Source organism: Halorubrum rutilum (genome assembly GCF_024494565.1).
This window is the reverse complement of sequence record NZ_JANHDN010000005.1, coordinates 274,393-286,601: the sequence shown is the minus strand read 5'-3', so window position 1 is coordinate 286,601 and position 12,209 is coordinate 274,393. Positions and strand designations below refer to the sequence as shown.

12 protein-coding genes are annotated in these 12,209 nt (G+C 71.9%); 4 read left to right on the top strand and 8 right to left on the bottom strand.

The genetic code is table 11. The features are described from left to right. Positions 1 to 36: 36 nt before the first annotated feature. A complete protein-coding gene (locus NO900_RS12545; protein WP_256409561.1) occupies positions 37 to 1,086 on the bottom strand; it encodes a threonine aldolase family protein in 1,050 nt (349 codons plus the stop codon). 111 nt (positions 1,087 to 1,197) lie between these two features. On the opposite strand from NO900_RS12545, the gene NO900_RS12540 reads away from it, so the two are divergent. Beyond that, positions 1,198 to 2,724 (top strand): carboxypeptidase M32, encoded by a 1,527-nt coding sequence (locus NO900_RS12540; protein WP_256409560.1) that lies wholly within the window; start codon positions 1,198 to 1,200, stop codon positions 2,722 to 2,724. 1 nt (position 2,725) lies between these two features. Here NO900_RS12540 and NO900_RS12535 read toward each other — a convergent pair whose 3' ends face one another. Continuing rightward, positions 2,726 to 3,343 (bottom strand): hypothetical protein, encoded by a 618-nt coding sequence (locus NO900_RS12535; RefSeq protein ID WP_256409559.1) that lies wholly within the window; start codon positions 3,341 to 3,343, stop codon positions 2,726 to 2,728. Between the two features lie 265 nt (positions 3,344 to 3,608). After that, positions 3,609 to 4,781 (bottom strand): 3-dehydroquinate synthase II, encoded by a 1,173-nt coding sequence (locus tag NO900_RS12530; protein ID WP_256409558.1) that lies wholly within the window; start codon positions 4,779 to 4,781, stop codon positions 3,609 to 3,611. Positions 4,782 to 4,936: 155 nt separating this feature from the next. Between NO900_RS12530 and NO900_RS12525 the strand changes: the two genes are divergently transcribed. Beyond that, entirely contained in the window at positions 4,937 to 6,508 is a 1,572-nt protein-coding gene (locus NO900_RS12525) for an HTTM domain-containing protein (protein ID WP_256409557.1), read from the top strand. 53 nt (positions 6,509 to 6,561) lie between these two features. Here NO900_RS12525 and NO900_RS12520 read toward each other — a convergent pair whose 3' ends face one another. The 4 genes from NO900_RS12520 to trpC form a co-directional block, all read right to left on the bottom strand. Then, a complete protein-coding gene (locus NO900_RS12520; protein WP_256409556.1) occupies positions 6,562 to 7,353 on the bottom strand; it encodes a 2-amino-3,7-dideoxy-D-threo-hept-6-ulosonate synthase in 792 nt (263 codons plus the stop codon). 82 nt (positions 7,354 to 7,435) lie between these two features. Next, entirely contained in the window at positions 7,436 to 8,335 is a 900-nt protein-coding gene (gene trpA, locus NO900_RS12515) for a tryptophan synthase subunit alpha (RefSeq protein WP_256409555.1), read from the bottom strand. Continuing rightward, positions 8,336 to 9,640 carry a tryptophan synthase subunit beta gene (trpB, locus tag NO900_RS12510; protein ID WP_256409554.1) on the bottom strand — a complete coding sequence of 435 codons (1,305 nt, stop codon included), beginning with the start codon at positions 9,638 to 9,640 and terminating at the stop codon, positions 8,336 to 8,338. Continuing rightward, positions 9,637 to 10,443, bottom strand: coding sequence for an indole-3-glycerol phosphate synthase (gene trpC / locus NO900_RS12505; protein ID WP_256409553.1), 807 nt, complete (start codon positions 10,441 to 10,443; stop codon positions 9,637 to 9,639). Before trpC ends, trpB begins: the two co-directional genes overlap by 4 nt. A gap of 134 nt (positions 10,444 to 10,577) precedes the next feature. Between trpC and NO900_RS12500 the strand changes: the two genes are divergently transcribed. Continuing rightward, positions 10,578 to 11,042, top strand: a complete 465-nt coding sequence (locus tag NO900_RS12500) for an MGMT family protein (protein WP_256409552.1) — start codon at positions 10,578 to 10,580, stop codon at positions 11,040 to 11,042. 32 nt (positions 11,043 to 11,074) lie between these two features. On the opposite strand, the gene NO900_RS12495 is transcribed toward NO900_RS12500, so the two are convergent. Next, entirely contained in the window at positions 11,075 to 11,554 is a 480-nt protein-coding gene (locus NO900_RS12495; RefSeq protein WP_256409551.1) for a DUF302 domain-containing protein, read from the bottom strand. A gap of 126 nt (positions 11,555 to 11,680) precedes the next feature. Between NO900_RS12495 and NO900_RS12490 the strand changes: the two genes are divergently transcribed. Continuing rightward, on the top strand, positions 11,681 to 12,109 hold the full coding sequence (locus tag NO900_RS12490; RefSeq protein WP_256409550.1) for a desampylase: 429 nt from the start codon (positions 11,681 to 11,683) through the stop codon (positions 12,107 to 12,109). The last annotated feature ends 100 nt before the right edge of the window (positions 12,110 to 12,209 follow it).

The window sequence follows — 12,209 nt, the reverse complement described above, 5'->3', positions numbered from 1 at the left end:
CGGACGCCTCCCCGAGCTGACGGCACCGCCGCCCCCTCAGGCCGACAGCGCCGCGACCGCGTCGCCGATCCGGTCGACCGCCTCCTCGACGTCGTCCGCGTGGACGTCGAGGTGGGTCGTGAACCGCGTCGTGTGCTCGTCGAACTCGACGCAACCGACGCCGGCCGCCTTGCAGGCCTCCACGAGGTCGGCGGCCGGAATCTCGGCCTCGTCGGAGTGCGCGACGACGATGTTGGTGTCCGGCGCGGGCGCGTTCACCCCGTCGAGCGCGTCGAGCCCGGCGGCGAGCCGCTCGGCGTTCGCGTGGTCCTCGGCGAGCCGGTCGACGTTCTCCAAGGCGAGGAGGCCGGGCGCGGCGATCATCCCGGCCTGTCGCATCCCGCCGCCGAACAGCTTCCGGACGCGGCGCGCCTCCTCGATGAACCCCTCGTCGCCGGCGAGGACCGAGCCGACCGGCGCGCCGAGCCCCTTCGAGAGGCAGAAGGTGACGCTGTCGACCGGGTCGACGATCGCGCTCGCGTCGACGCCGAGCGCGACCGCGGCGTTGAACAGGCGGGCGCCGTCGAGGTGGACCGGCACGCCGGCGTCGCGGGCGACGTCGGCGGCCGCGGCGATCCCCTCGACGGGGACCGCGACCCCACCGCGGTAGTTGTGGGTGTTCTCCAGCGACAGGAGGCCGGTGCCGGGGCGGTGGAGGTCCTCGCTCACGAGCCCCTCGCGCACCTCCTCCGGGGTCGGGACGCAGCGTTCGCCGGCGTCGACCGTCCGTGTCTGCGCGCCGGAGAGCTTCGCCGCGCCGGCGAGCTCCCACCGGTAGATGTGCGACTCGCGCTCCAGGAGGAGCTCCTCGCCCGGCTCCGTGTGGACGTGGACGGCGATCTGGTTCGCCATCGTCCCGGAGGGGACGTAGAGGGCGGCCTCGGCGCCGACCGCCTCGGCGGCGCGGCGCTCCAGCTCGTTGACGGTCGGGTCGTCGCGGTACACGTCGTCGCCGACCTCGGCGGTCGCGGCCGCCTCGCGCATCTCGGCCGACGGCGCGGTGACGGTGTCGGATCGCAGGTCGATGGTGTCCTCGTCGATGTCCATCCGTTGCCGGCGGTTCGGCGGCCGGCCGGAAATAGGTCGCGCTCGGGGGCGGGCCGCTCCGAGGAGTCCGTGTTCGGTCCCTTCTTAACCGACGCGGCCGATCCATGGCGTATGGCAACGGAAGCCGCGGCCGACGACGCGACCGACGCCCCCGAGGCGTACGAGGCCCTCCTAGACCGCGTTCGCCGCTGGAACGCGGTCGGGAGCGCCGCCGGCGTGCTCGGGTGGGACCAGCAGGTGATGATGCCCGAGGGCGGCACGCCCGCCCGGTCGAAGCAGCTCTCGGCGCTCTCGTCGGTCCGACACGACATGATCACCGACGAGGAGACCGGCGAGCTGCTCGACGCGCTCGACGGCGCCGAGCTCACCGACGAACGAGAGGCGGTCCTCCGCGAGGTCCGCCGCGAGTACGAGCGCGCCGACGCCGTCCCGGTCGAGCTCGTCGAGGAGATCTCCGAGACCGGCTCGGAGGCGCTTCAGGCGTGGGAGGAGGCGAAGGCCGAGGACGACTTCGAGGCGTTCGCCCCCTACCTGGAGAAGCACGTCGAGCTCAAGCGGGAGTACGCCGAGCATATCGACCCCGACCGGGACCCCTACGCGGTCCTCTTCGAGGAGTACGAGCCCTGCCTCTCGATCGGTCGCGCCGAGTCGATCCTGGAGGAGCTCCGCGAGACGCTCGTCCCCATGATCGACGCGATCCGCGAGTCCGACGCGGACCTCGCCGTCGACACCTTCGAGGGGACCTTCCCCGAGGACGAGCAGGAGGCGCTCGCCCGCGAGGCGCTCGAACTCGTCGGCTACGACTTCGACCGCGGCCGCCTCGACGTCTCCTCGCATCCGTTCACGTCTGGGAACCAGTTCGACTGCCGGGTGACCACCCGGTTCGACGAGTCCGACCCGCTCGGCGCGATCGGCTCGACGATCCACGAGTACGGCCACGCGCAGTACGTCCTCGGGCTCCCGCGGGAGGAGTGGGGGACCCCGCTCGGCGACGACCGCGACCTCTCGGTCCACGAGTCGCAGTCGCGGCTCTGGGAGAACCACGTCGGCCGGAGCCGGGCGTTCTGGGAGCTGTTCCTCCCGCGGTTCAAAGAGCGGTTCCCGGAGACCGAGGAGGCCACGGTCGAGGACGCCTACGAGGCGGTCAACCAGGTGTACGAGGACAACCTCATCCGGGTCGAGGCGGACGAGCTCACCTACCACCTCCACATCGTCGTCCGGTTCGAGATCGAGCGCGACCTGGTCCGCGGCGACCTCGCGGTCGAGGACGTGCCCGAGGTCTGGAACGACAAGTACGAGCGGTACCTCGGGATCCGGCCCGACACCGACAGCGAGGGGTGCCTCCAGGACATCCACTGGAGCCACGGCAACTTCGGCTACTTCCCGACCTACTCGCTCGGCTCGGTCATGGCCGCGCAGCTGTTCGAAGCGGCCGAGGAAGAAATCGACGACCTCGACGCGAAGGTCGCCGACGGCGACTTCGACGACCTCCAGGCGTGGCTCGGCGAGAACGTCCACCGGCACGGCTCGCGCTACGAGACGAACGAGCTGGTGGAGCGGGCGACCGGCGAGGCGCTCTCGGCGGACGCGTTCACCGACTACGTCGAGGCGAAGTACGGCGAGCTGTACGGGCTATAGCTCAGACGCCCAGCCGGAACCCGGTCATCAGGACGATCAGCGCGAGCATGACGGCCGCCTCGAACAGCCCGACGACGAGGTTCTTCCTCTCGATCGATTCGAGCCGCGAGGCGTCGGGCTCCGGCGAGAGCGTCTCGTAGTACGCGCTGAGCTGGAGGCGGTGAGGCACCGCCAGCCCGAACGCGAACAGCCCCCAGCCGAGGCCGAGCGCGAGCCCGGACCACGCCCCGGCGAACCCGTAGCCGAGCCCGAGGCCGGGCGTCAGGAGGACGGTCCCCGAGAGCACCGTCGTGAGCGAGAAGCCGACGAGGAAGAAGACGGCCTTCGGAATGAGAGCCGCGTTCACCGCGGCCGACGCCTCCTCGTCAAGCCCGCCCAGCGTCGGCCCGATGATCGCCGGGAAGATCAGCGCGAACCCGAACCACACCGCGCCCGCGGCGACGTGCGTGTAGAAGAGCAGTTCGGTGCTCGCGAGCGCGAGGCTCGCGGCGAAAAACGCCAGCGGCACGAGGAGGCTCCCGGCCGCGAACGCCGGATTCGCGGCCTCCGCGAGGTGCCGAACCCGCTCGACGAATCCCAACTCCGCGACGCGACGACCGCCTTCGTTCGCGACTGCCATAGGAGCCGATCACGAACCGACGTGAAATGCGTTCTGGTCGACACGATCTCGGCCGCTTCTCGGCGGCCGGGGTTCGCTCGCTGTCGCGGTCTCGTCGGCGGTGGTCGCACCGCGTTCGCTCGGCCGGCTCGCTACAGTGGCCTCGCGTTCGCTCGGCCGCTCGGCTCGCGGTTTCACCGCTCCCCACGAGACCTCACGTCGTTCGGTCTCGCTTCTCGCCGGCGGAGGCCGGCTCGCTACAGTGGCCTCGCGTTCGCTCGGCCACTCACTTCTCGATGATGCTCTCCTCCACCGCCTCGCCGAAGTGCCGCGCCACGTCCTCGTAGTAGACGAGCGCCTCGTCGCCCTCCTCGAGGTCGGTGACCGCCTTCTTCCCGTCAGCGGTCGCGACCTTCACCGTCTCGGCGTTCTGGATCAGCGTCTCCACGCGGTCGACGCCCTCATCGGTCTCCACCTCGGCCTGGATCCGGAACATCGGCCGCTTCTCGATCTTCACGCGCCCGACGATCGCCTCGCGGGTGCGGCCGTCGGTGTCGACCACCTGCACCTCGTCGCCGCTGGAGAGCTCCGCGAGGTAGTTCGTGCCGCCCTCCGCGTTCCGGACGTACGCGTGGACGGCCCCGGCGTTCACCCGGAAGGGGCGCGACTCGACGTACGGCGACTCCGCGGTTTCGGCGTGCACGAAGAACAGCCCGCGCGACATCGACCCCACGAGCATCCCCTCGTCGTCGTCCATCAGCGAGCCGGTGTCGATGCAGACGCGGTCGGCCATCCCGGTGCGCTCGACCGCGGTCACCTCGGCGTGCCGGAGGTCGAGCGTCTCGCGGTCGGCGGCGTCGCGGGCGTCGACCGCGCCCCGGATCTCGTCGGGGTCGCCCGAGTCGAGGAGCACGCCGTCGGCGCCGATCTCCAGCGTCTCGAAGGCGGTCCGGGCCTCGGCGGCGGTGGTCGCGCCGGCGACGAGGTGCGTCTCCTCGCCGACCCGCGCGATCAGGTTCTCCAGCGGGATGATCGACCAGTCCTCGCCGACGACGATCGTGTACTCGGCGTCCGCGGCCGCCTCCTCGGCGAACCGCTCGTACTCGGTCCCGAGCACGCGGACGTACACGCCCTGCGCGCGGTCGTCGCGCCGGCGGACCGTCGTCAGGTCCGCCGAGCCGGAGAAGTCGTCCGGGAGGTCGATCGTCCCGTCGCCCTCGCCGCCCTTGCCGACGAAGTAGGCGTCGGCCTCGGCGTCGCTCTCGGCGTCGTCGATGACGTCCGCCTCGGAGCGGAACGCCGCGACCGAGATGTCGCCCAGCTCGCGGACGCGCCCCACGTCCGCCTCGTCGACGAGCACCCAGTCCGCGCCGGCCTCGATGGCGGCCGTGACCCGTCGCTTGCGCGCCTCCCAGTCGCCGACGCTCCCGTCGGCCTTCACCCAGACCGTGCGTGTCATTGTCGGAACCTCACGGCGGGCGGGCTTGAAAACTGCGGAAGGGTCGCGCGTTGCGGCCGACGCTGCGACGCGGTCGGACGCCGTGCCCGACGCCGCGCCTCCGGAGACGACAAAGCACTTATCGCTGAGATGGCACCTACGACCCGAAGCACCGAATGACGCCACTACGCGAGCGGCTCTCGAACGCGGCCCCCCGGGACGCCGCGACGCGCGACGCCCTCCGCGAGCGCGCCGCCCCCTGCCTCGGGGTCGACCCGCGCGCGCTCGGCGCGTTCCGCATCGCGCTGGCGCTCCTGCTCCTCGGGGACCTGCTCGTCTACCGGCTCCCGGGGCTGCGCGCGTTCTACACCGACGAGGGCGTCCTGCCGCGCTCGACGCTCGCCGAGGTGTACCCGACGCTGGAGGCCGTCTCGATCCACGCGGTGTCCGGGTCGGCGCGGGTCCAGGCGGCGCTGCTCGCGCTCGCCGCGGGCGCCGCCGTCTGCCTGCTCGTCGGCTACCGGACGCGGGCGTCGACGGCCGTCTCGCTCGTCCTCCTCGCGTCGCTGTACGCCCGGAACCCGTTCGTGATCAACGGCGGGAACACGATCCTGGTCGCGTTCCTGTTCCTGGCGCTCTTCCTCCCGCTCGACGCCCGGTGGTCGCTCGGCGGGAGCCGGCGGAGCGACCGTCGCGACCGGGACGAACTCGACGGACGGGGCGACCTTGACGAACGGGACGGCGACGAGCGGGGAACCGGAAGCGACCGGCGAGTCTGTTCGCTCGGGACGGCCGTCGCCCTCCTGACGCTCGTGTCGATCTACGCGGCGAACGCGGTCTCCAAGTACCGGAGCGACGCGTGGATGTCGGGCGTCGCGGTCCCGCGGATATATCAGGTGGAGGAGTTCGTGGTGGGACTGGGCCCGCTCATCTCAGAACGGACCGCGGTCCTCGCGGCGGTGAACTGGCTCTGGATCGCGCTCCTCGCGGCGTCCGTCCTGCTGCTCGTCCCGTCCGAGCGACTCAGGACCGGCGTCGTCCTGTCGTTCGTCGCCGCGCACCTCGGGATGGCCGCGACGATGCGTCTCGCCGTCTTCCCGTTCGTCATGATCGCGGTCCTCCTGCTGTTCCTCCCGCCGCGGGTCTGGGACGCCGTCGAGGGAGTCGCCTCGAAGGCCCGCGTCCCAGCCCGGCTCGCGGCCCCCGCGCTCCGGAGCGACGGCGGGAGCGCGGACGCGACCGCGTCGGCGCCGTCGGTCCCGTCGGGGGTTCGCCGCGGGGTCCGAGTGGCGGCCGCCGTCCTGCTCGTCGGCTTCTTCGTCGCGCTCGTGTGGTGGCAGGCCGCGGGGGTCGGGCTCGTCGACCTCCCGGCGTCGGAGTCGACGGGCGGCCTGTCGGAGGTGAGCTGGTCGTTCTTCGCGCCGAACCCGCCGGACACGTCCAGCTGGTACGTCGTCCGGGCCACCCTCGACTCCGGCGAGTCGGTCGACGCGCTCGGCGGCGGGGCGGTGGCGTTCGACCGGCCCCCGGACGCCGCTGAGACGTACCCGACGACCCTCTGGCACCAGTTCGGACACCGGACGCGGTACGCCGGCGAGACGCGGTACCGCCCGGTGGCGGCGTACGTCTGCGAGCGAGCGGACCGGAGCGTGGAGTCGGTGACCGTCTTCCACGTCGAACAGGAGGTCGGACCGACCGGGCCGGTCGGACCGCCGGAGCCGCAGAAGCGTATCACCGCCGCCTGCTGACGCGTCGTTCCCCCTCGTCGACGCGGAGCGATTCAACGCGTCCCGAGGCGTCCCTACGCCTCGATGAACCCGCCCGCCCGGAGCGCCTCGTCGACGCCGGCGTCGTCGTGGACGATCGCCGAGACGGCGCGGGCGATCCCCTCCGGGTCCTCGTGCTGGAAGATCGACCGTCCCATCGACACGCCGGACGCGTCGCCGTCCATCGCGCCGCGGACCATCTCGACGGTCTCGCGGTCGGTCCCCTTCGAGCCGCCGGCGATGACGACCGGGAGCCGGGTCGACTCAGTGACGCGGGCGAACGAGTCGCCGTCGCCGGAGTAGCCGGTCTTCACCACGTCGGCGCCGAGCTCCTCGGCGAGCCGGACCGCGTGCCCCAGCGACTCCGGGTCGGTCTCGTCGACGCCGGGGCCGCGCGCGTACGCCATCGCGAGCACGGGGAGCCCGAGACGCTCGGCGTCGGCGGTCAGCTCCGCCAGCTCCTCGATCTGGTCCGGCTCGTGGTCGGAGCCGACGTTGATGTGGAACGAGACCGCGTCGGCGCCCGCGCGCACCGCGTCCTCGGCGGTCGCCGTGACGCGCTTGTCGCTCTCGTCGGGGCCGATCGTCGTCGACCCGTTGACGTGGACGATGTAGCCCGCGCCGTTCTTGTTCGGGTGGACGCGCTCCGCGACGCCGCGCTGCGTGAGGACCGCGTCTGCCCCGCCGCGCGTGACGCCGTCGATCGTCGACTCGATGTCGACGAGGCCGTCGACGGCGCCCATCGTGATCCCGTGGTCCATCGGGACGATGAGGTACCGGTCGTTCGTGGAGATGCGGTCGAGTCGTGCCGAGAGTCCTGCTGTCATGGTGGGTTCGGTCGTTGTGTGAGAGTGTGGCAATCGCAGGTAAGTGGGTTTCGTTCGGGGTCGTATTGGCTCGAACCCCCGGTCACCGCGACTCGGGCGCGCCGACGCGGGCGGCGTGGCCGCGCTCGGCGCCCGCCTTCAGCTCCCGCGAGAGCGCCTCAAGCCGGTCCGCGACCGCCTCGGTCGACAGGTCCGCCTCGACGCCCTCGGCGACGATGTCGACGAGCGCCGAGCCGACGATGACCCCGTCGGCGCCGCCGGCGACGATGCGCTCGGCGTGCTCGCCCGAGGAGATGCCGAACCCGACCGCCTTCGGCACGTCGTACTCGGCGAGCCGGTCGAGGCTCTCCGTGGTCTGGTCGGAGACGTCGTCGCGCGCGCCGGTCGTCCCGAGCCGCGCCTGCACGTAGACGTACCCCGACACGCGACCCATGATCCGGTCGAGCCGGTCGCCGACCGTGGTCGGCGCGACGATGAAGATCAGGTCGAGGCCGAACTCGTCGCACGCCTCCCGCAGCGGGTTGGCCTCCTCGGCCGGGAGGTCGGGGACGACGAGCCCCTCGATGCCGGCCGCGGCGGCGCGCTCGACGAAGGGGCGGGGGCCGGTCTCGCTCGCGGTTTCACCGCTCGCGTCCGAGGCGCGCTGCGCCTCGCTATCCCCGTACTGATAAATGAGGTTGTAGTACGTCATGCAGACGAGCGGCGCGTCGACGTCGAGCTCCTCGGCGAACGCGAAGAACCGGTCCGGCGTCATCCCGCCGTCGAGCGAGCGCACGAGCGCCCCCTGGATCGTCGGTCCCTCGGCGATCGGCTCCGAGAAGGGCAGCCCGAGCTCGATGACGTCGGCGCCGCCGCGGTCGAGCGCGCGGACGTACTCCAGCGACGCCTCGTAGGAGGGGTCGCCGACGGCGAGGTAGGGGACGTAGGCGGGGCCGTCGGCGAACGCCTCGGCTATCGCGGCCGAGTTGCCCGTCTCCGCCATTCAGATCCCCCCCGTGAACATCGACATGTCCGGCGCCTCGTCGACGTCGCGCTTGTCCGTCTCCTCGATGGCGGCGTCGAGGTCCTTGTCGCCGCGCCCGGAGACGTTCACGACGACGCGCTCGCCGAGCTCCTCGTGGCGCTCCTCTAAGAAGCCGAAGGCGTGCGCCGTCTCCAGCGCGGGGATGATCCCCTCCGTGCGCGAGAGCCGGTGGAACCCCTCCAACGCGGCGTCGTCGTCGACGGCGACGGGGCTCACGCGCCCCTCGTCGACGAGGTACGCGAGCTCCGGGCCGACCCCGGCGTAGTCGAGCCCGGAGGAGATCGAGTGGCTCTCCATGATCTGTCCGTCGGAGTCCTGCAGGAGCTTGGTGCGCGCGCCGTGGAGCACGCCCTCCTCGCCGGTGTACAGCGAGGCGGAGTTCGGGGCGACGCCGGCCTCCTCGTCGACCTCCAGCGTCGAGCCGCCGGCCTCGACCGCGTGGAGCGCGACGTCCTCGTCGTCGACGAACGCGGCGAACGACCCCATCGTGTTCGAGCCGCCGCCCGCGCAGGCGACCACGTCGGTCGGGAGCTCGCCGGTCTTCTCGATCGCCTGCGCCCGCGCCTCCTCGGAGATGACCGCCTGGAAGTCGCGGACCATCACCGGGAACGGGTGCGGGCCGACGATCGACCCGATGACGTAGTGGGTGTTCTCGACGGTGGTCGCCCAGTCGCGCATCGTCTCCGAGATGGCCTCCTTCAGGGTGCCGCGGCCCGCCGTGACCGGGTTCACCTCGGCGCCGTTCAGCTTCATCCGGAAGACGTTGGGGCGCTGGCGGTTGATGTCGCGCTCGCCCATGTAGATCTCGCAGGGCATGTCGAGGTGGGCGGCCGCCATCGCGGTCGCGGTGCCGTGCTGCCCGGCGCCCGTCTCGGCGATGATCCGCTCCTTCCCCATGTACTTCGCCAGCAGGACCTGGCCGAGGGCGTTGTTCAGCTTGTGCGCGCCGCCGTGGAGGAGGTCCTCGCGCTTGAGGTACACCTCGCGGTCGTAGCGCTCGGAGAGCCGGTCGGCCCGCTGAAGCGGGATCGGGCGACCGCCGAAGTCCGCGAGCCGCTCGCGGAACTCGTCCATGAAGCCGTCCTCGTTGTCGAGGACGTACCGCTCGTAGGCGTCGGTCAGCTCCTCGATCGCCGGCATCAGCGCCTCCGGGACGTACTGGCCGCCGTAGCGGCCGAACTTCCCGTCCTCGCGGCCGCGCTGGCGGCCGGGGCGTCGCGACAGCTCTCCGGTCTCGATCGTCGTTGGCTCGGTTTCGCTCATGTGGGTGTCTCCGTGGTGTCTCGGTGGTCTCCGTCGTCCGCCTCCGCCCGCGTCAGCGCCCGCGTGTTCGCCTCGACGTCGCCGTCCATGATCGCGCTCCCGACGAGCAGGGCGTCGGCGCCGGCCGCCCGCATCCGGCGGACGTCGGCGGGCGAGCCGATCCCGCTCTCCGCGATCAGCGTCACCTCGTCCGGGACGTGGGGCGCCACGGACTCGAAGGTTCCGAGGTCGACGACCAGCTCCGCGAGGTCGCGGTTGTTCACGCCGATCGTCGTCGCCCCCGCGTCGAGCGCCCGCGTCAGCTCCTCGCGGTCGTGGACCTCGACGAGGACTTGGAAGCCGCGCTCGCGGGCCGCGGCGAGCAGGTCCGGGAGGTCGTCGCCGACGAACCGCGCGATCAGGAGGACGACGTCGCTCTCGACGGCGTCGAGCTGGGACTCGGCGACGACGAAGTCCTTGCGGAGGACCGGCACGTCGACGGCCTCGCGGACGCGTTCGAGCACCGCGACGCTCCCGCCGAAGTGCTCGGGCTCCGTGAGCACCGAGAGCGCCGCGGCGCCGCCGGCGACCATCCCCTCGGCGAGCGCGACGGGGTCGTCCTCGCGGGCGCCGTCGGTGGTCGGACTCGTCGGCTTGACCTCGGCGATCAGGGGAACCCGGCCGTCGGCCTCGGCGCGGTCGAACGCGGCCCGCAGGTCGCGCGGGTCGACGTCGACGCGGTCGGTTCGGCCCTCGGCCGCCCGGTCGCGCGCGGCCGACAGTATCGACCTGACCGCGGGGGCCAGCTCGGTTGTATCCTCCATTACTGTACACTAATGCACGTATCTGTTCATAAGACTTGCGGGGCCGGCCGTCCGCGGGGCGCGCCGTGGGCCGCACGGGCCCGACGCGGGATTCGCCCCCTCGTTTTAACCGTCGGGCCCGTCGTGTGACGGGTATGAATACGACGGGAACGTCGGGCGTCTTCGCCCGCGAGTTCGCGGCCCTCGACCGAGCGGTCGAAGTCGGCTTCGCCGGCGGGCGGGTCATCTCGGTGTCGTTCCCGGCGGACGTGCCGGCGGACGCGGAGCCGGACCACGAGCTGCTCGACCGGATCGGCGCGTACGTCCGCGGCGAGCGCGACGAGTTCGCCGACGTCGCCGTCGGGCTCACGGTGCCGACGGACCGGCGCGACGTCCTCGAAGCGCTCCGCACGGTCCCCTACGGCGAGGAGGTGTCGGTGAGCCGGCTCACGCGCCTGGCCGCGCTCGACGCGGACGACCCCGACGACCTCGAACTCGTGCGGAACGCGCTCGACGAGAACCCGGTCCCGCTCCTCCTCCCGGACCACCGGGTACAGGGCGGGCCGCACGCCACGCCGGGGGCGGTGCGGAACGCGCTCCGGCGGGTCGAGGGGCTGTAGCGGAGGCGGTTCGAAGCCGCGGTTCCGCCGGTCTACCCCTCCGGTGCCCGCTCTCGCCCGTGCTCCTCGATGTTCTCCCAGACGACCGTCATCAGCTCGCCGGTCTTCTCGACGAGGTCCTCGACCGCGCCGCCGGCGTCGGCGGGCGCGCAGCCGAGGTCGCGGATCGCCTTCGTCGCCGACGTGTGGTGGACGTGCACCCGGTCGTCGCCCTCGCGCTCGTAGACGATGGTGGTACAGGGGAGCATCCCGGCGAGCGTGGGGTCGATCTCGATCGCGTCGAACGCGATCTCTGGGTGACAGACGACGATGAGGGCGGTCCGCTCGACGTCGTCGTGGCCGAGCATCCCCTCGATCATCCGGTCCAACCGCGTGACGCGCACCGTCTCGAAGTCGGCGAGCTCGTGTTCGATCTGCACGAAGGGGACCGCGTCGTCGAACGGCATGTCGAGGGTCGTGTGGAGCGCCTCGTCGGCGGTCGGCGCCGGCGACCCGTGCTCGGCGTCGCTCATGCCAGCGACTCCGACCGCGGCGGCAAAACCCTCCGCTAGCCCGTCAACGACTGCCGCTACCTGTGACGGAGCGCGGCCCTTGCCGGTCGGGACGGACTTATCGGTCGGAGTCGCCTTCGCTCGGCCATGATCGAACTCTCGCGAGCGGTCTACGACGACATCGTCTACCACGCGTACGGCGGCGGCGAGGCGGAGGTCTGCGGCGTCCTCGCCGGCACCCACGGGACCGACGGCGAGCCGAGCGTCGTCACCGACACGTATCAGGCGGAGAACGTCGCCGACACGCCCCAGATCCGCTACCTCATCGACCCCGAGGAGCAGTTCGAGCTCATCGAGACGATCGAGGGCGACGGGCTCGACGTGGTCGGCTTCTACCACTCGCACCCCACGGGCCCGACCCACCCGAGCGAGACGGACGCCGCGCGGGCGACGTGGCCGGACCACTCGTACGTCATCTGCGCGCTCGACGGCTACCCGTTCGTCGGCTCGTGGCGCTGGCGGGGCGACGAGGAGGCGTTCGAACAGGAGACGGTCTCGGTGCGGAGCGAGCGGTAGGACGCGTTCGAACGCGACATCCGCGTGTGCGTCTCGGAGTCGGCGGTGTCAGGCTTCGCGGTCCCGACCGTTCGTTTATACGTGGTTGATTCCGAGTCGG

Coding starts and splice junctions, on each gene's coding strand:
- trpA (WP_256409555.1), bottom strand. CDS start 8,335: ATGGCGGAGACGGGCAACTCGGCCGCGATAGCCGAGGCGTTCGCCGAC.
- NO900_RS12545 (WP_256409561.1), bottom strand. CDS start 1,086: ATGGACATCGACGAGGACACCATCGACCTGCGATCCGACACCGTCACC.
- NO900_RS12490 (WP_256409550.1), top strand. CDS start 11,681: ATGATCGAACTCTCGCGAGCGGTCTACGACGACATCGTCTACCACGCG.
- NO900_RS12540 (WP_256409560.1), top strand. CDS start 1,198: ATGGCAACGGAAGCCGCGGCCGACGACGCGACCGACGCCCCCGAGGCG.
- NO900_RS12525 (WP_256409557.1), top strand. CDS start 4,937: ATGACGCCACTACGCGAGCGGCTCTCGAACGCGGCCCCCCGGGACGCC.
- NO900_RS12520 (WP_256409556.1), bottom strand. CDS start 7,353: ATGACAGCAGGACTCTCGGCACGACTCGACCGCATCTCCACGAACGAC.
- NO900_RS12495 (WP_256409551.1), bottom strand. CDS start 11,554: ATGAGCGACGCCGAGCACGGGTCGCCGGCGCCGACCGCCGACGAGGCG.
- trpC (WP_256409553.1), bottom strand. CDS start 10,443: ATGGAGGATACAACCGAGCTGGCCCCCGCGGTCAGGTCGATACTGTCG.
- trpB (WP_256409554.1), bottom strand. CDS start 9,640: ATGAGCGAAACCGAGCCAACGACGATCGAGACCGGAGAGCTGTCGCGA.
- NO900_RS12535 (WP_256409559.1), bottom strand. CDS start 3,343: ATGGCAGTCGCGAACGAAGGCGGTCGTCGCGTCGCGGAGTTGGGATTC.
- NO900_RS12500 (WP_256409552.1), top strand. CDS start 10,578: ATGAATACGACGGGAACGTCGGGCGTCTTCGCCCGCGAGTTCGCGGCC.
- NO900_RS12530 (WP_256409558.1), bottom strand. CDS start 4,781: ATGACACGCACGGTCTGGGTGAAGGCCGACGGGAGCGTCGGCGACTGG.